The 17,184-nt window shown below is 50.0% G+C and carries 19 protein-coding genes; 8 read left to right on the plus strand and 11 right to left on the minus strand.

The features are described from left to right. Positions 1-72: 72 nt before the first annotated feature. Positions 73-1,818: an AMP-binding protein gene (locus HMPREF9439_RS08320; protein WP_008864518.1), complete on the minus strand. Its 1,746-nt coding sequence runs from the start codon at positions 1,816-1,818 to the stop codon at positions 73-75. Between the two features lie 80 nt (positions 1,819-1,898). Next, complete coding sequence (gene hemG / locus HMPREF9439_RS08325) at positions 1,899-2,444, minus strand: menaquinone-dependent protoporphyrinogen IX dehydrogenase (RefSeq protein ID WP_008864519.1); 546 nt, start codon at positions 2,442-2,444, stop codon at positions 1,899-1,901. Positions 2,445-2,636: 192 nt separating this feature from the next. Between hemG and infA the strand changes: the two genes are divergently transcribed. Beyond that, on the plus strand, positions 2,637-2,897 hold the full coding sequence (gene infA / locus HMPREF9439_RS08330) for a translation initiation factor IF-1 (RefSeq protein ID WP_008810557.1): 261 nt from the start codon (positions 2,637-2,639) through the stop codon (positions 2,895-2,897). Between the two features lie 36 nt (positions 2,898-2,933). On the opposite strand, the gene HMPREF9439_RS08335 is transcribed toward infA, so the two are convergent. Together HMPREF9439_RS08335 and HMPREF9439_RS08340 are read right to left on the minus strand one after the other, a co-directional pair. Beyond that, positions 2,934-3,149, minus strand: coding sequence for an RNA-binding S4 domain-containing protein (locus tag HMPREF9439_RS08335; protein WP_270208555.1), 216 nt, complete (start codon positions 3,147-3,149; stop codon positions 2,934-2,936). A 142-nt stretch (positions 3,150-3,291) separates the two neighbouring features. Further along, positions 3,292-4,407 (minus strand): M20 family metallopeptidase, encoded by a 1,116-nt coding sequence (locus tag HMPREF9439_RS08340; protein ID WP_008810555.1) that lies wholly within the window; start codon positions 4,405-4,407, stop codon positions 3,292-3,294. 228 nt (positions 4,408-4,635) lie between these two features. Here HMPREF9439_RS08340 and HMPREF9439_RS08345 point away from each other — a divergent pair, with 228 nt between their 5' ends. Beyond that, entirely contained in the window at positions 4,636-5,010 is a 375-nt protein-coding gene (locus HMPREF9439_RS08345) for a CidA/LrgA family protein (RefSeq protein ID WP_008810554.1), read from the plus strand. After that, complete coding sequence (locus tag HMPREF9439_RS08350) at positions 5,003-5,746, plus strand: LrgB family protein (protein ID WP_008810553.1); 744 nt, start codon at positions 5,003-5,005, stop codon at positions 5,744-5,746. Before HMPREF9439_RS08345 ends, HMPREF9439_RS08350 begins: the two co-directional genes overlap by 8 nt. On the opposite strand, the gene pncA is transcribed toward HMPREF9439_RS08350, so the two are convergent. Continuing rightward, positions 5,743-6,363, minus strand: a complete 621-nt coding sequence (gene pncA, locus HMPREF9439_RS08355) for a bifunctional nicotinamidase/pyrazinamidase (RefSeq protein ID WP_008810552.1) — start codon at positions 6,361-6,363, stop codon at positions 5,743-5,745. The two genes, HMPREF9439_RS08350 and pncA, sit on opposite strands and share 4 nt — an antisense overlap. Continuing rightward, positions 6,364-7,431, minus strand: a complete 1,068-nt coding sequence (locus HMPREF9439_RS08360; RefSeq protein WP_008864521.1) for an NAD(P)H-dependent flavin oxidoreductase — start codon at positions 7,429-7,431, stop codon at positions 6,364-6,366. Positions 7,432-7,591: 160 nt separating this feature from the next. Between HMPREF9439_RS08360 and mnmA the strand changes: the two genes are divergently transcribed. Further along, complete coding sequence (mnmA, locus tag HMPREF9439_RS08365) at positions 7,592-8,677, plus strand: tRNA 2-thiouridine(34) synthase MnmA (RefSeq protein WP_039895791.1); 1,086 nt, start codon at positions 7,592-7,594, stop codon at positions 8,675-8,677. A gap of 96 nt (positions 8,678-8,773) precedes the next feature. On the opposite strand, the gene HMPREF9439_RS08370 is transcribed toward mnmA, so the two are convergent. Further along, positions 8,774-9,478 carry a TerC family protein gene (locus HMPREF9439_RS08370; protein WP_008864523.1) on the minus strand — a complete coding sequence of 235 codons (705 nt, stop codon included), beginning with the start codon at positions 9,476-9,478 and terminating at the stop codon, positions 8,774-8,776. Positions 9,479-9,753: 275 nt separating this feature from the next. On the opposite strand from HMPREF9439_RS08370, the gene HMPREF9439_RS08375 reads away from it, so the two are divergent. The 4 genes from HMPREF9439_RS08375 to HMPREF9439_RS08390 all read left to right on the plus strand — a co-directional run bounded on the left by HMPREF9439_RS08375 (position 9,754) and on the right by HMPREF9439_RS08390 (position 13,927). Continuing rightward, positions 9,754-10,071 (plus strand): DMT family transporter, encoded by a 318-nt coding sequence (locus HMPREF9439_RS08375; RefSeq protein WP_008864524.1) that lies wholly within the window; start codon positions 9,754-9,756, stop codon positions 10,069-10,071. Positions 10,072-10,214: 143 nt separating this feature from the next. Continuing rightward, positions 10,215-11,888 (plus strand): ammonia-forming cytochrome c nitrite reductase subunit c552, encoded by a 1,674-nt coding sequence (locus tag HMPREF9439_RS08380; protein ID WP_008864525.1) that lies wholly within the window; start codon positions 10,215-10,217, stop codon positions 11,886-11,888. A 55-nt stretch (positions 11,889-11,943) separates the two neighbouring features. Further along, on the plus strand, positions 11,944-13,422 hold the full coding sequence (gene pdxR, locus HMPREF9439_RS08385; protein ID WP_008864526.1) for a MocR-like pyridoxine biosynthesis transcription factor PdxR: 1,479 nt from the start codon (positions 11,944-11,946) through the stop codon (positions 13,420-13,422). 10 nt (positions 13,423-13,432) lie between these two features. Beyond that, on the plus strand, positions 13,433-13,927 hold the full coding sequence (locus tag HMPREF9439_RS08390; protein ID WP_008810544.1) for a pyridoxamine 5'-phosphate oxidase family protein: 495 nt from the start codon (positions 13,433-13,435) through the stop codon (positions 13,925-13,927). Positions 13,928-13,996: 69 nt separating this feature from the next. Here the strand turns inward: HMPREF9439_RS08390 and HMPREF9439_RS08395 are convergent, their stop codons facing one another. The 4 genes from HMPREF9439_RS08395 to HMPREF9439_RS13495 all read right to left on the minus strand — a co-directional run. Beyond that, positions 13,997-14,707: a TerC family protein gene (locus HMPREF9439_RS08395; RefSeq protein WP_008810543.1), complete on the minus strand. Its 711-nt coding sequence runs from the start codon at positions 14,705-14,707 to the stop codon at positions 13,997-13,999. A gap of 6 nt (positions 14,708-14,713) precedes the next feature. Continuing rightward, positions 14,714-15,610 carry a succinate--CoA ligase subunit alpha gene (gene sucD, locus HMPREF9439_RS08400; RefSeq protein WP_008864527.1) on the minus strand — a complete coding sequence of 299 codons (897 nt, stop codon included), beginning with the start codon at positions 15,608-15,610 and terminating at the stop codon, positions 14,714-14,716. Position 15,611: 1 nt separating this feature from the next. Then, the gene (gene sucC, locus HMPREF9439_RS08405; protein WP_008864528.1) at positions 15,612-16,778 is read right to left on the minus strand and encodes an ADP-forming succinate--CoA ligase subunit beta; all 1,167 of its coding nucleotides are present in this window, start codon (positions 16,776-16,778) and stop codon (positions 15,612-15,614) included. A gap of 79 nt (positions 16,779-16,857) precedes the next feature. Next, a partial coding sequence (locus HMPREF9439_RS13495) for a hypothetical protein (RefSeq protein ID WP_008864529.1) occupies positions 16,858-17,184 on the minus strand: 327 nt, incomplete at its 5' end.

Consider the following 17,184-nt stretch of genomic DNA (forward strand, 5'->3'; position numbering starts at 1 on the left):
GAGAATGCTCATGCCGAGCACACCAAAAAAGGAGACCCGCGAGCCTCCTTCTTTGTGTGATAACCATTTAAGTTAATTTTCGGATTTTTGTCCTTCCGTCTCCTGTTTTACGGGAGCCTCTTCTTTCGCAACGATATCTTTCAGCTCGCGGCGAAGAATCTTACCCACAGGTGTCTTCGGAATGGAATCAACGAAAACGATTTCTTTCGGCATCTTGTAACCGGTGAGGTTCTGACGGCAATAAGCCTTGACCTGCTCGACAGTCAGAGACGGATCCTTCTTAACGATCACGGCCTTGACGCGCTCACCGGATTTTTCGTTCGGTACACCGACCACACCGCATTCCAAAATCTCCGGCATGCTCTGAAGAACGCCTTCAATTTCGTTCGGGTAGACGTTAAAGCCGCTGACCAGAATCATGTCTTTCTGGCGGTCGGTAATTGTAATGCGGCCGTTGCTGTCCATATTGCCGATATCGCCGGTGCGCAGCCAACCGTCGCGCAGTACGGCAGCCGTTTCTTCCGGCTTATCCCAGTAGCCGCGCATGACCTGCGGACCCTTCACGCAGATTTCGCCGGTGTGTTCCGGAATTTCCTGCGGAGTCGTCCAGAAGCCGAGGTCCTTGAATCCTTCACCGCGGATAGAAACCACAGTAGACGGGAACGGGAAGCCGACAGAGCCGTTCCACGGTGTATTCATCGGGTTGGCGGCAACGCCCGGAGAGCATTCGGTCAAACCGTAGGCCTCAATAATGTGGGCGCCGGTCACTTCCTTCCAGCGCTCGGCCACAGACTTCTGAACCTGGGTACCGCCGCCGACGGTGAGCTTCAGCATCTTGAAGTCAACCTGGTCAAATCCCGGTGTATTGAGCAGCCCGTTAAAGAGCGTGTTCACACCGCAGATCACGGTAAAGTGCTGTTTCTCGCATTCTTTGACTAAACCCTTCATGTCGCGAGGGTTAGCAATCAGCACCATGCGGGCGCCCCACTGAAGGAAGCTGCACAGAGCGGTCAGAGAAAAGATGTGATAGAGCGGAAGCGCTGTCATAACGACTTCGGTCTTCTTCTTGAAGTCGCCGGAAATCCAAACACCCGTCTGCTGCAGGTTGGCCAACACATTGCGGTGCGTGAGCATGGCGCCTTTGGCAATGCCGGTTGTGCCGCCTGTGTACTGCAGAAGTGCGATGTCGTAGCGGTCGAGCTTGACCGGATTAAATTTTCTGGAAGCGCCTTGGGCGAGTGCGTCGCGGAAAGAGACGACGTGTTCGAGATTGAACTCGGGCACCATCTTCTTTACTTTCTTCAGCATGAAGTTAACGAGCAGACGCTTCGGAGCAGAAAGCAAGTCGCCGACCTGAGTCGTGATGACGTGCTCAACGGGAGAATCTTTTTGAATCTTTTCAAACGTCTTGGCGAAGTTCTCGATGATGACCAAGACCTTAGCGCCGGAATCCTTCAGCTGTCCGCCGAGTTCACGAGCTGTGTAAAGCGGATTGACGTTGACGACGATAAGTCCGGCTTTCATGATGCCGAACAGACAGATCGGATACTGGAGGAGGTTCGGCATCATCACGGCAACGCGGTCGCCCTGCTCAACGCCGGGCAGCGACTGCAGATAAGAAGCAAACGCCGTCACTTTCTCATCAAATTCTTTGTACGTCATTGTCTTGCCCAGGCTGGTAAAGACCGGAGCATCACCGTACTCTTGACAGATCTTTTCCTGGAAATCCGGCAATGATTCGTAAATATCCGGATTAATGGTCGCGGGCACGCCCTCAGGGTAGTGCTTGATCCATGGATATTCTTGAGTGTCTGTCATTTATTTCTGTCCTAAAGAAAGCGTAACCCGCTAATTTTAGCGGGTTGCGCGATATAAAAACATTGAGAATTAGCCTGAGATTAAGCTTGGTGGGCAAGCTCGGAGATGTGTTTGGCGTACTGCTTCACATCTTCCCAGTCAGTAAAGTCAATGCACATAGACGGGTCTGTCGGGCCGTTTGTGATCTTCATGATGAGCTGAATGCACTTCTTATCAAAGAGATTCAGGTGCGGATAGTCAATCTTGCCGGCAAAGCACTTGAGGTCTCTGGGACGCCACGGAGAGCGTTCAAGGAATTTCTGCATGTAGCGGTTGCCTTCGACTGTCGCCTTAAACGGTGTGCGGGCAACGACGGTAACGTTGAACATCGCATTGGGCTTGCGGTCGAGTTCCGTGCAGTTGTTGCGAACAAATTCGTAAACGTTCGGATGGTAAGTGCCGTAGACAACAGGGAAGCCGCAGAGCACGAAATCATGCTTGCTCCAGTCCACGCCTTCGCGAAGGGCTTCGGAGACCGGCATAACCGTCACGGTGTTTCCGAGTGCCTCGAGTTCGTCGGCAATAGTACGAACCATGCGGGCGGTATGGCCCATGCGAGAGTAATAAACAATAAGAATGTTCTTCATTAATTCCGCTCCGATCGCGTCCGGACCGACAAGGCCTTTCGCATCAATTTGTAATTTATTACGCTGATTTTAGCAAAACCGCCCCGATTGGCTCATTTTTGTTAATGAGTTTACGTACTTAGGCGCATTGTCAGGTAAAATCCGTTTTTTAAAACCCTGTTCCTATTGATTATTAGGAACTTTTATTCTTATATGGCTAAAGAAGACCTGATTGAAACAACTGCAACCGTTACCGAAGTTCTTCCGGACGCTCGCTATCGCGTCAAACTCGACAACGGCTATGAACTGATTGCCTACACAAACGGCAAAATGCGTAAGCATCACATCCGAATTCTCGCCGGCGATAAAGTTTCGCTGGAAATCTCCCCGTACGACATGACCAAAGGCCGCATTACCTTCCGTCATATCGAGGGTCGTCCTCCGGTTGCTGCCGCCGGCGGAAAACGCAAGTAATCGATTCAATAGAAGCACTCAGCAAATCGAGTGCTTTTATTTTGCCTGCTCGACGACCTCAATCGTCTGATCTTTAAACTGGACTTTCTGTCCGGCGCGGATCTTGTGGCCGCGTTCGGTGCAGACTTTCCTGTCTACATTCACTAGGCCGTCCTGGACGGCTTGTTTTGCCTCTCCGCCTGTACCGGTCAATCCGGCTGCCTTCAGCAGATCTCCTAAGCGAATAAATTCGCCGTTCAATTCGAATTTCATTCCGATTTCCTTTTTTGACTTTCTCAGATGAAATGCATTGTATTCCTGCAAGGCATTTCTTTTATCACCGGCGCCGAATTCGAGTCCGCAGAAACGACAAACGCCCCGAAGGGCGTTTGCGTTTAGATCTGTTTCTACTGAATTAGATCAGAGACAGGAAGCGAGTGATCATGCGAATGCGTTCTTCGACTGTGTCTAAGCGCAGGAATTCGCGGTCGCAGTGGAATTCGCCGCCGGCAGGGCCGCATCCGTCAATGACGGGGAGACCGGCTTCAGCCATGTGGTTGCCGTCGGAAGCACCGCCTGCGTCAACCCAGTCGATATCGAAGCCTTCGAGTTTGGCAGCTTCGGTAATCTGAGCAACGAGTTCTTTCGTAGCGTCGGACAACGGCATAGCGTTGCTGTGGCTGACGCGTTCGATGGTCTGAGTTACGCCGGGAGCCCAAACGGCAGCAGCCAGTTTGTTGATGCCGTCGTCGAGATATTTGTCGTCTTCGTTGTTCCAGTAGCGAGTGTCGAGCTTAACAACGCATTTTTCGGAAATGACGTTAGGAGCGCTGCCGCCTTCGATCACACCGGGGTTGACCGTTGTGCCTTTATCGACATCGGCCAGACCGGCAGCTGCGAGCGCAAAGCGCATAGCGGCGATGTTGGCGTTGGCTCCTTTGTACGGAGCGTTGCCGGCGTGGGAAGCCTTACCGTGGAAGGTCACGATGTAGTTGGTAGAACCCTTTCTGGAGCGAACGAGCTGACCGCCTGCGCGGGCTGCTTCAAAAACCAAAGCGCGGGAAGATTTAGCAGCGATGCCCTTGAGCCAGGCGCTGGAAGCCTTGGAACCGGTTTCTTCGTCCGGGTTCAGAGCAACGGCGATGGAGAGTCTTTCCAGATCTTCAGGACGAGCAGCCTTCAGAGCGTAGTAGATGGCAAGCACGCCGCTCTTGCAGTCGCTGCAGCCGGGGCCGTAGGCGCGGTCGCCTTTAACGGTCAAAGGACGAGCAGCAGCAGTTCCGTCAGGGAAAACGGTGTCGAGGTGAGCATTGAAGAGAACGTCATAGTGGTCAGCGTTGGGCTTGTTCGTAGCGAACAGACCGTTGCCGGCATTCGGACCTAAGTCAACGAGGTCGGCTTTGAATCCGATGGATTCGAGATGGCCCTTCATAATCTTGGCGGCTTCGGTAACGCCGGCAATGTTTGCAGTGCCGCGGTCTTTGTTAACCAATTCGGCCAAGTCTTTCATGTAAGAGTCGAGAACTGACATTGATGTTTCCTCCTATTAAAGTTGCGTAAAACAATTGAGCCCGAAGGCTTAACGATTCCCGCGATTGTAATGATTTGTGAGATTTAGATAAATGAGAATAAATACCGCTGGACAAACCTATTTTGATTACTCAATTCGAAAAAATTTTCTGATTCCGACGTCGTTTTTGTGCTGAGATAAGGAATACATTCGCATTCCACGTCAATTTTCACAATCTATTAATTAAAAATGATCGAAGGTCTGGTCCTTCTACTCGTATTCCAACTTTTGGGAAACGTTGCCGAGATGTACTTCCATCTCCCGGTTCCCGGCTCGGTTCTGGGCATGTTCCTGCTGCTCGTTGCCTTGATCGCAAACGACCGTCTGGCTTCCTGGGTCCGTCCGATTTCCTTAGTCCTGATTTCTTATCTTGCCGTGCTGTTTGTCCCGGCCGGTGTCGGCATCATGCTACACATTGACCGCCTCAAAAATGAAGCGCTTCCGATCGGCGTCTCTTTGGTCGTCAGTACGATTCTGACGATCGCTGTGACTGCCCTAGTGATCAAGTACTCGACGATCTGGCTGCAGAAACGCAAAGAACGGAAGGAGGCAAGGCATGAATAACATCGACTTTCACGGCATCGAGGAGATTTGGTCCTCGCTTTCCACTTCTTCCCTTCTGTGGCTGACGGTCACGCTGGCCGCTTACCTCTTTGCTCAGAAACTCTATAAATGGAGTAATTGGAATTCGCTCTTAAATCCCGTTGCGGTTTCCATTGTCACGGTCGTCCTTTTGCTGATGGCCACGCATACGCCCTATCAGACTTACTTTTCCGGCGCCCAGTTCATTCATTTTCTGCTGGGACCGACAACCGTTGCTTTGGCCGTTCCTCTGTACGACCTCAGAATTCAGTTGGCTAAAAATTGGCTACCGATTTTATTGGGACTTTTTGCAGGCGCCTTCACGGCGATTACTTCAACTGTCCTGATCGCGGGATTGCTCGGAGCTTCTCCGGAAACCATCATTAGCTTGGCACCGAAGAGCGTGACAACGCCCATTGCCATGTCCATTGCAGAAAAACTCGGCGGTCTTCCTGCCCTCTCTGCTTCCTTGGTTGTGCTGACCGGCGTGCTCGGGTCGATCTGCGCAGGACCTCTGTTCCTGCTTCTAAAAGTCGATTCTTCGTCTGCCAAGGGTTTTGCACTCGGTCTTTCCGCACACGGCATGGGTACTTCCCGCGCTTTCCAGATTGATTCGACGGCCGGCGCCTACGGCAGTCTGGCCATCGGCTTAACCGGTTTGACCACTGCACTGCTGGCACCGCTGCTCACTCCGCTTTTAATGAAGATTTTCTTCTAATTGATCTCAGAGGAATCAATCCGTTTGATTCCTCTTTTTTTCCAGGCGGCTCGAGCGCCCTCTAAAGAGCCGTTCACGTCAATTCCGCGGGAAGCGTCTTCAATGACGGATACCCTCAAGCCTTCATCAGCCGCATCCAAGGCGGTCCAGCTAACGCAAAAGTCAGTTGCAAGACCACAGACAAAGACCTCTGTAATTCCCTGAGACCTCAGCCAAACACCTAAGTCTGTCTTGGTCTTACGGTCTGCCTCTAGAAAAGCGGAGTAACTATCAATATCGGAGTGTGCACCTTTCTTCACAAAACAGTCGCCGTTTTCCGTGTTCAGTCCTTCGGCAAATTCGGCACCGGACGTGTTTTGAACACAGTGTTCCGGCCAAAGGACTTGTTTACCGTAAGAGACATCAATGGTGCTGTAAGGCGCTATGCCAGGATGAGACGAAGCAAAAGAAATATGGCCTTGCGGATGCCAGTCTTGTGTAAATACGACATTTTTAAATTTCGGAATGATCCGATTAATGACCGGTACGACTTGGCTGCCCTCTTTAACAGGCAATGCGCCGGTTTCTAAGAAATCTTTTTGGACGTCGACAACGATAAGCGCCTGATTGTCTTTCATTTAGTCTTCACTCCAATATCCGCAGAATTTGTTGATGATGTCAGCAGTTGTCCCGCTTTCGGCGAGATAGACGTATTGTCCGACTTCCAAAAGAGCCAAATCAATTCGGCCAATCTCTAATGCCTTATCAAAGATATCTTTCAGTGCAAAGTATTGATAAGGGAACTGAAGGACGGGAAGACCTTTCTCGGGGAAGATCTGGGCAAAGCCGTTAGACAAATAGCGTGAGGCTCGGCCCATGAAAGTGTCAGACGTCTCAGAGGCAGAGTCCGCTAAGTACATTACCTTGGTACGCCAGGAATCCGGAATCGGAGACTCTTTGGCAAGCAGCAGCGCGTCCGAAAGCATAAAGCCGGCTAAACCGAGCGCCCTGATGACACGAACTTGATCCTGGGTTGTGACAGAACCGGCGCCGAGAACCGGAACTCTCAATGCTCTTGCGCATTCCGACCATAAGACCAAGGAGTCGATTTCAGCCTGATCTTTACCGATTTCTTCATGGGAGAGCAGACCTTCTTCGGCCCAGCCGGCGGCTACGACGGCATTGACGCCGCTGGAGACGAGAACCTTGGCATCTCTAAGGTTAGACGCGATGCCGAAGACAGAAATACCGTTGGCTTCAAGTTCTTCCATATAAGGCTCTCTCAAACCTCCGAGTCTCAAGCCGACGGCCGGCACCTTCAGTTCAACAATTTTCCTGAACTGATTATCAAAAAGCGGAGCCGATATCGGTCTAGCTGCCGTGCATCCCAAATCCTCTCTGAGCGGAGAGAGCGCTGTATCCTGCAGGCGAAGTTTCTCGGCGTCTAAGATCGATTCTTTTTGCGGGAACATGAGTACGGCAAAAGGCTCATCGGTCAGCGAACGAACTTTTGCAACATCTCTTTCAATTTCCTCTTCGGTTTTAAAACCGATATGGAGCACGCCCAAGCCGCCGGCATTGGAAACAGCTGCCGCCATTTCCGGCGTATCCCAGCCGAGGCCCGGCAAACCGATCACGGGTTTAGAGACCTTGAAATCGTCTAAAAACTTCTGAGTTTTGTCTGCTGCATTCTGAGTCGCAATCATCTCGAATCCTTTTATTCTTTCGCGCTAATGAGCCGCGGCATTGTTTTTTCGCAAAACAGCATTGTCGTCTGTTTCAACTATGCACACAAGAATAGCGAAAATCGCCTGCCTGTTGATCGCTAACTTATTAAAATGTCGGGATTATCGTAAGGAGTTTTGTGTGGAAACAAAAACAGTTGTCGTTGGTCTTTCAGGCGGAGTGGATTCTGCCGTCAGCGCCTACCTTCTCAAGAAGCAGGGATACGAAGTAATCGGTCTTTTCATGAAAAACTGGGAGGACGATGACGACAGCGAATACTGTTCTTCCCGTCAGGATTTAATCGATGCCACGGCGGTCGCCGACGTAATCGGCATCGATATCGAAGCCGTGAACTTTGCCAAAGAATACAAGGACCGCGTTTTTGCGGAATTCCTTTCCGAGTATTCCGCCGGTCGTACGCCGAACCCTGACGTTCTCTGCAATTCCGAAATTAAATTCAAGGCATTCCTTGATCATGCCATCCGTTTAGGCGCCGACAAGATTGCCACCGGACACTATGCACGTGTCCGCGAAAGAGACGGGCTCTTTGAACTGCTCAAAGGTGTGGACAACACTAAAGATCAAAGCTACTTCTTAAATCGTCTCAATCAGTACCAGCTCTCGAAAGCCATGTTCCCTGTCGGAGACATGTGCAAGACCGAGGTACGCAGAATTGCCGAAGAAATCGGATTGCCGAACGCCAAGAAAAAAGACAGTACGGGTATCTGCTTTATCGGAGAACGTCCGTTCCGTGAGTTCCTCCATCGCTACCTTGCCAACAAACCCGGTCCGATTAAAACACCGGACGGAAGAATTGTTGGCGAGCACATCGGCCTTTCTTACTACACCTTAGGTCAGCGCAAAGGTATCGGCGTCGGCGGTTCTAAGTTCGGCAACGGCGAACCTTGGTTTGTTGCTCGGAAGGACATTCCGAACAACACGCTCTATATCGTACAAGGTCACGACCATCCTTGGCTTCAGTCTTTCTCGCTTTCTGCCACGCGACCCAACTGGATCAGCGGAACAGCTCCCGAGGCCGGAAGAATGCTCGGTCTTAAAACGCGCTACCGCATGGCCGATCAGGAATGCAAAGTTATTCGCACCGACGATGAAAGCGTAGTGGTCTCTTCTCTTGATCCTCTCTGGGCGGTGACACCCGGACAAAGCGCGGTCTTTTATGACGAAGAAGTGTGCTTAGGCGGTGCGATTATCGGCACCAGCCGCTGACATCAGACAAAAAACGGCGTTCTTCCTTTGCGGTTGAACGCCGTTTTTTGTATTTTCAGGAGGACCTGAAAGTCCTTCAGCTTTTAAGCTGACAAGTTAGTTTGCCTTCTTCCGAAGTCCTTTAATTGCAAAGGCCACAATCAGCACGAAGACGGCACCGGCAATTCCGGCAGGCGTATGCATTTCGGCCAAGTTCGGAATATGCGGTGTCAGGCCGGGGTCGCCCACAATCAGTGTGCCTGCGATCCATCCCAGCAAAGCGCCGCCGGCGTAAACAATGATCGGATAACGATCAATAACTTTCAGGAACAGCTGGCTGCCGCCGAGAATGAACGGAACGCTCACCAAGAGACCGAAGATCACGAGTCCCATCTGATGACCGGCAGGTGCCTGTTCAGCTGCACCGGCAATCGCGATCACGTTGTCCAAGCTCATAACTAAGTCGGCAACGATGATGGTTTTGATCGCACCCCAAAGACGCTTACTGGCATGAATTTCATGCTCCCCTTCATCCTGAGGAACAATAAGTTTTATACCAATCCAGAGAAGCAGAAGCGCTCCGACAAGTTTGAGGAATGGAATGTTCATGATCGTGACGGCAAAAGCAATCAGGATCACACGCAAGAGGATGGCACCGGCAGCCCCGTAAAGCACACCTTTAAAACGAAGGCTCGGGTCAAGGTTGCGGCAGGCTAAGGCGATAACAACCGCGTTGTCTCCGCCGAGCAAAATGTCGATCAAAATAATTTGAAGAACGGCCACCCAATGAATTTCGGCAAACCAAGCGATAAGCGCTTCCAATGAAATATCTCCTAAGAGTAAAAACCAAATTGACGGTTGATTTTAGCAATGCGTTGATTTGTCGTAGTTTTACCATTACCCGTTCTTGTGAAAGAACGTGAAATTTCAAATAGTCAGAACTTTCGAGAAATCCTCTTAACCAGAATAACCCGCATTTTTACTGAGTCGGTATACTTTCATTGTGCAATCTATCGCCGGATAGGCACCTTTTTCAGTATTCCGCAGGCCATTGAAGGAATGCTGACAAAGGTGCCTTTTTGTTTTGGAGGATACAAATGTCTTGGATTTATCTTTTCATTGCAGGAATTTTTGAGATCGTTTGGGCCGTTGCCTTGAAATATGCCGATGGCTTTAGTAATTGGTTCTACAGTGCGGTCACTATTATCGGAATGGTCGCCAGCGTCTATTTCTTGGCAGTAGCGATGAGAACTATTCCTTTAGGAACGGCTTACGCCATTTGGACCGGTATCGGGTGTATTGGCGCCTTTATTGCCGGCATTCTCTTGTTTGGAGAAGCTTTCACTGTCTCCAGAACTGTTTTCGCTTCGCTTATCGCCATCGGAATCATTGGCTTGAAATTCTCGGCTTCTTAATTTCCAAACATTCAGAAACAAGAAGACCTGTTGTTTCGCATAAGAGCGTTCTCCTTAAAAGTGGACTGAGCACATAGTCTGAAAGTGGACTCTTTTTCTCAAAGTTCATTGGAGAAAATGAAGGCAGTCTTAAGGAGAACCTTATGCAAAACACAATAATCAAATCCATAGTTTCGTTAGGTCTGTCTTGCCTTTCGCTGTCAGTATTGGCAGCCGCTGCTCCTCAGCAGCCTGTAGACAAGAACCAGTGTTTCGGCTGTCATGCAACGGCCATTAAAACCTTATCAACTCGCGGTGCACATAAAAATGTGAACTGCGTTTCCTGTCACGACATCAGTCCGGAACACGTCAAGGCTCCAAGCCGCGACAACCGCCCGACTACACATTTTGAATATGCCGCCTGCGGTCAGTGTCACACTGAACAGCACAAAGACATCATGGATCCGAAGTACCATTATGAGTGGGCGCTCAAAAACACGCCGCCCGCCTACGCACAGTTCCGTGATATCGCCGGTGACAACTCTTTCCGGGACGTCCAGTTCCGTTTGCCGCGTTTCCATTCCAGCATTGTGACCGACCTTGCCAACGTTCGTTCTGACGGCCGTTACCAATATAAAAAGTACACGGACCTCTCTAAACCCGGAGCTCCGATGTGGGAGGCTTTAACCGATACACGCCCGAACGAAGGCGACAAAATTCTGCCCTCAAAGACATTGTCTTTGACTTGGCGTCCTCACAAAGGACGTGAGATTATGGGACGGTCTGACTGCTTGAAGTGCAAGAGTTCTGATAACATCTTGGATTACGCCTATTTAGGCGCTAAAAACCCGAAGGCCCCGCTCGCCTTTGATGATCCGGACCACAAAGTCCTAAAGACCGTCAACAACAGCTTCAACTGCATTACCTGCCACGACCCGCATTCGGCAGAGCCTCGCATCGTCTTCGACCATTTGATAGAAGCCATGTCACATCCGGACTACAAGGACTACAACTATCAGAAGAACGCAGGAAAGACCGGTTATCCGAAGATCGAAGTCATCAACATGGGTGTTCGCGGCTATCCGAGAAAGATCGCCATTCTTGAGAAAGCCAACTCGAACTATATGTGCGGTCAGTGCCACGAAGGCCATAACCGCTCTGCAACTTTCTATAAAGACAGTGACGGTCAGCTCGCTCATCCGAAAAATGCTATTGACAGAACCGGCTGGTCCGTCGGTACGTTCTTCGCAGCTAACCCGATCGAACGCTGGAATGTCGTGAGAAGATTAGGGCTGTATAACGGAATCGATAAGGCAACAGGCGTTAAGACTGTCTCGACCGACCATTACCATATGGAAACCGTTGTTGGTTCTAAGCACGGTCAAGCAGGCGTGGGCTGCACAGACTGCCACTTCGCCAAGAAAGCGAACGGCACACTTGAACATCAGCCTAGTCTGCCTTCTCTGAAGTACAAGAACACTTGCGCAAGATCCGATTGCCATGGCAATCCGAACGGCGACAATTGGTCCGAGGGGCAAGCCGCCTACATGGTTGCAACAATCCAGCAGCGTTATCGTATCCATAAAGAAAGACTCGAACGCTACGGAAGCGCCGCGCGCAACCTCCTGATCAAAGCTAAGAACGGCGATGTCAAGATCAATCAGCCTGAATATCAAAAACTTCAGGATGCTTACAGCCTCTACCTGCACACCGTCGGTTGGTACTTCTCAGACTATTCGAAGGGCGTTCACGATCCATCCGGATTTGAAAAAACTTCTTCCGAAGTTATTAAGAATCTGAGAACAGCGACCGTAGCCGCCCAGAATACGATAAAGTAATCTAACTCAGCATCGGCCGGAGACAATCTCCGGCCTTAACGTTTTCGGAGCCGACATGGCACACAAAGTTCAGCCGAGCCTCTCCAACATATCGTTAAATCACGACAGCGGCGCATCATCACTTCAAGAGCAGCTTTACTTCAAGATCCTCGACTTAATCGAGAACAAAAGCCTGCGTCCTGGAGATCCTATTCCCTCAAGCCGCAAACTCGCTTCTGAGATCGAGGTTTCACGTTCAACAGTCGTCAGCGTTTATAACCGGCTGCTTGAGGAAGGACTTCTGGAAACAAAGAGCGGCAATGGCACCTTTGTCTCAGAAATTTCTCTCGGTGTATTTGAAAATCGAAAGGAAAGTCTGCCAGTTAATGAGAAATATCTCCCCTCAGAACTCCCGCTTTCTGCACAAATCGCAGCGACGGCCACTGGCTTCAAAGTTCAAAAGCCTATGCCCTTCGCAGTGATAGCGCCTGACCTGGATAGCCTGCCGGGTAAAAACTGGACTACTGTCGTCGCACGTACTTCAAAGAGCCCGTGGCTTCACAACGGTTATTGTGAACCTGGCGGCTTTATGCCTTATAAGAAAGCTGTCTGCGATTATTTACGTCAGTACCGAGGCCTTAGGTGCGAACCTGAGCAAGTGATTACAACAAACGGCACTCAACAAGCATTGGACCTCTGTGCAAGCGTTTTATTTGAAAAAGAGGACAAAATCGCTGTTGAAGACCCTTACTTTCAAACGCACATCAACCTATTGGAGTTCAGAGGACTGAAGCCGATCCCAATTCCTGTCTCTCAAGATGGAATCGACATTGACAAACTTAAAAAACAAAAGAAAATCAAAGGGATACTAGTAACGCCGTGCCATCAGTACCCGTTAGGCTACGTTTCTTCCGCCGAAAACAACGAAAAGCTTTTAGCCTGGGCCAAACTTGAGGGAATCTGGATAATTGAAGACGACTACGACAGCGAACTTCGGTATGGAAAAAAGCCTTTGCCGGCACTCTCTTCCTACAAAGACGGCGCACCGTGCATCTATCTCGGAAGCTTTACCAAGGTAATTTATCCGGGCTTCAATATGGCTTACATGGTGGTCCCTAAAAGTCTCGTCCCCATTTTCGAGGGGGCCAAGCTTCTTATGGATCGCCACAGCAGCGAAGTTCATCAATACATTTTGGCTGAATTCATTCAAAACGGTTTCTACTATTCACACGTTCGGCGCCTTAAGAAGATTTATGAAAAGCGCCGGCAAGCAGCCGTTAGAGCTATAGGAAAATACCTTTCCGGTTACGGACACATTGAAGGAGCCAATGAAGGAACGCATCTGACGTTCATCTTTAATCAGCCCCAAGATGATGTCCGGCTTTCCGAGCTTTTAATACGTTCCTATCAGATCGAGACAAGACCGCTTTCTGCTTGTTATCGTTCGGCCAAAGCACTTACCGGTTTTATTCTAGGTTATGCTCACTTTAAAGAAGAAGAGCTGGAAGCGGCAGTTTTCAAACTAAAAGAAGCTCTAGATCAAACTCTGAGCTAAAGGAGGGAGTATGAGGAAAGAACTCACAAGAACAAAGCAAGCTTTAAGCAACGAATCGATTCAAAGAATCATCGACACGACCGCCTACGGTGTCCTTTCGCTTAACGGAGACGACGGTTATCTCTATACCGTACCGCTAAGTTACGTATATACGGGTGGGGCCGTTTATTTCCACGGATCGCCGCGAGGATATAAGTCCGAGTGCTTCCAGAGAACCAACAAAACAAGCTTTTCGATCGTCGGGCAAAGTCAAGTCGTTCCGACTGTCCGAGCGAATAATTTTCAAAGCGTTCTCATCTGGGGAAGGCTTCACATCGTCACCGACATTGCAGAAAAACTCTCCGCTCTGCGTGCACTTGCTGAAAAGTACAGCCGCGGCATTCCCGATAATGAAGAGGAAATTCAGCATTCCTTGAATTATGTCTTCATGGTCAAACTTGTTCCGGATTGGATTACCGGCAAACGAGCCGCACTAGAAGTCAGAGAAGCTGCAGAAAAACTCTGATCCTGCTGACAGCCATTTAAAAGGCGCTCCCCGCTAGAGAAAGCGCCTTTTCTTGATTCTGCTTTTTAGCTATGCCTTCGTCTTCTGGGACCTAAAGTACTTAAGTACGAAAGCAACGATCAGCACGAAGATTGCACCGGCAATACCGCCTTCAGTATGAAGAGCCGGCAGATTCGGCAGGTGTGCCAAGATGCCCGGGTCGTCAACCATTAGCGTGCCTGCGATCCAGCCTAACAAAGCTCCGCCCGCATAAACAATAATCGGAAAACGATCAATCACTTTCAGAATAATCTGACTGCCGCCGAGAATGAACGGGACGCTCACGAGCAGACCAAAGATCACCAGCGCCATCTGATGATGGCCCGGAGCCTGTTCAGCCGCACCGGCAATGGCAATCACGTTGTCGATACTCATGATCAAGTCGGCAACGATAATGGTCTTAACCGCACCCCAAAGCCGCTTACTCGCATGAATCTCATGCTCTCCTTCATCGGCAGGGGCAATGAGCTTGACGCCGATCCACAACAGCAGCAGGCCGCCGCAGAACTTCAGGAACGGTATGTTCATCACGGAGACTGCGAAGGCAATCAGAATGACACGCAGCAAAATAGCACCGCCGGCACCATAGATAATGCCTTTCACGCGCAGGTGCGGATCGAGACTTCGGCAAGCCAACGCAATCACAACGGCATTGTCTCCGCCAAGCAAAATGTCGATGAGAATGATCTGCAAAACTGCGACCCAATGAATCTCACCAAACCAAGCAATAAGCGCTTCCAAAATGAATTACTCCTTTTTCGAAGAGAGCACGGATTGCAGCAACGAGCCAATTTCAGAGGGATTCCGTGTCGTTCGAATACCGCAGGCTTCCATCACGGCTAATTTGCCTTCGGCAGTTCCTGTACCACCGGAAATGATCGCGCCTGCATGCCCCATTCTCTTTCCTGCGGGAGCCGTTACGCCTGCAATAAAGCCCACGACGGGTTTCTTCATATGATCTTTTACCCATTCGGCAGCAGTCTCTTCATCGCTTCCGCCGATTTCGCCGATCATGACAACTGCATCCGTTTCAGGATCGTCATTAAAGAGCTTCAGTACGTCGATGTGCTTTAAGCCGTTAATCGGATCTCCGCCGATTCCGATAGCGGTGGACTGGCCCAGCCCTAACGCGGTAATCTGTGCCACCGCTTCATAAGTCAAAGTGCCGGAACGGGAGACAACACCGATTCTGCCTTTGCGGTGAATGTGTGCAGGCATAATGCCGACATTGATTTCTCCCGGAGTCATGATGCCCGGGCAGTTGGGTCCGAGAAGGAGAGATTTAGATCCGGTCTTTTTCATGTGATCTCGGACCTTAACCATGTCCATCACAGGAATGCCTTCCGTAATGCAGACAATAAGTTCGATACCTGCATCGCTTGCTTCCTGAATAGCCGCTGCCGCTCCGGCTGGCGGAACATAAATCACGGAAACGTTTGCTCCTGTTTTTGCTCTTGCCTCTTTAACGGTACCGAAGATCGGCAGCCCTTCCCATTCCTGACCGGCTTTCTTAGGATTCACGCCGCCCACAAAACACTCGGGGCCAAAACCGTAATCTCTGCAAAGACGTGTATGAAACTGACCGGTTTTGCCTGTCATTCCTTGCGTAATAACGCGGGAGTTCTTATTGACCAAAATACTCATGTTATTTCTCCGCAGCCATTTCTACGGCTTTCTGCGCAGCATCCCCAAGAGAATCCGCTGAAATAATCGGTAATCCGCTGTTCTTGAGAATTTCTTTGCCTTCTTTTTCGTGCGTTCCTTTCATGCGAACAATTAAGGGAACGGATAACTTAACGTGTCGGCAGGCTTCAACAATACCTTCGGCAATGACGTCGCATTTCATAATGCCGCCGAAGATATTGACCAGGATAACTTTGACTTCCGGCTGAGCCAGCATGATTTCAAAAGCCGCCGTAACTTTTTCAGGAGAAGCTCCTCCTCCGATATCAAGGAAGTTATCCGGCTCACCGCCGAACAGTTTGATCGTGTCCATGGTCGCCATTGCGAGACCGGCGCCGTTAACCAAACACGCGATATTACCGTTGAGCTGAATGTATTGGAGACCTGCTTTGTGTGCACGAAGCTCCGTCGGATCTTCCTGCTCAGGGTCGTGAAGTTCTTCGAGTTCAGGGTGACGCAGCAGCGCGTTGTCATCAAAAGTCATCTTCACGTCCAGCGGATAAACCTTTTTGTCGGATGTTACGATCAGGGGATTGATTTCCAATAGGGAGCAGTCCATCGAAACGAAGGTGTTCCATAACTTTCTCAGGACTTCTGCGCAGTCTCCGGCAATGTCGGCAGGCACGTCCAATCGAGTAGCAACTTCCAAAGCTTCGGGAACGGAAAGACCGGCCACAGGATCAATGACCGTTTTAATGATTTTTTCAGGGAATTGAGCGGCAACTTTTTCAATTTCCATGCCGCCTTCAGCAGAAGCAATGAGTACCGGCCTCTGAAGCTTGCGGTCGATGAGAAAACCGACATAGAACTCCTGGACGATATCGAGACCCCGCTGAACAAGGACCTTACTGACAGGGGCTCCGGCAGGACCGGTCTGCTTGGTAACCAAACGGCTGCCGATCATAAGACGGGAGAGATTGCTGACATCTTCCAGACTGCGGGCGAGTTTTACACCGCCGCCTTTACCTCTGCCGCCGGCATGAATCTGGGACTTAACCGCCCAGATCTTTCCGCCGATTTCTTCAGCAATCTTTCGAGCTTCCTCAGGACTTGAAGCAACTTCAGCAACAGGAACGGGAACGTCAAAATTCTTCAGAATTTGACGTGCTTGATATTCATGAATTTTCATAGCGATGAAATTGTTAACTTTTGTTTGTGAACAAAAGTATAACGATCTCAGGCTGCCGTCTTAGAAGATTTCATCAAATTTAGGCGCGGAGACTCCTGCCTTCAGGGAGGGGAGGAAACGCCTCCTTTCGAATTTCTGTTAAATAGGTTCTTCTCTTTTCTAATAGACGTAATTTTTTATAGCTGATGCCGGCTGAAATACGGGTTCCATCGAGCTTTCGAACATCGAAGTACCCGGATGATCGACGACTGAAAATAAAGCTTTCTTCTCCCTTGCAGGCAACTTTATCAAACAGACGAAAGCCTTTGACCTCAAAGGACGCCTGATTGCGTTTTCTCCGGGCGCCTTTGAGAATGGAAAGCTTGTGAATCTGTCGGTTGTTCCGACGCGTCTGCTTCTGGAAGAA

It is taken from the genome of Parasutterella excrementihominis YIT 11859 (assembly GCF_000205025.1).
Taxonomy (GTDB): Bacteria; Pseudomonadota; Gammaproteobacteria; order Burkholderiales; family Burkholderiaceae_F; genus Parasutterella; species Parasutterella excrementihominis.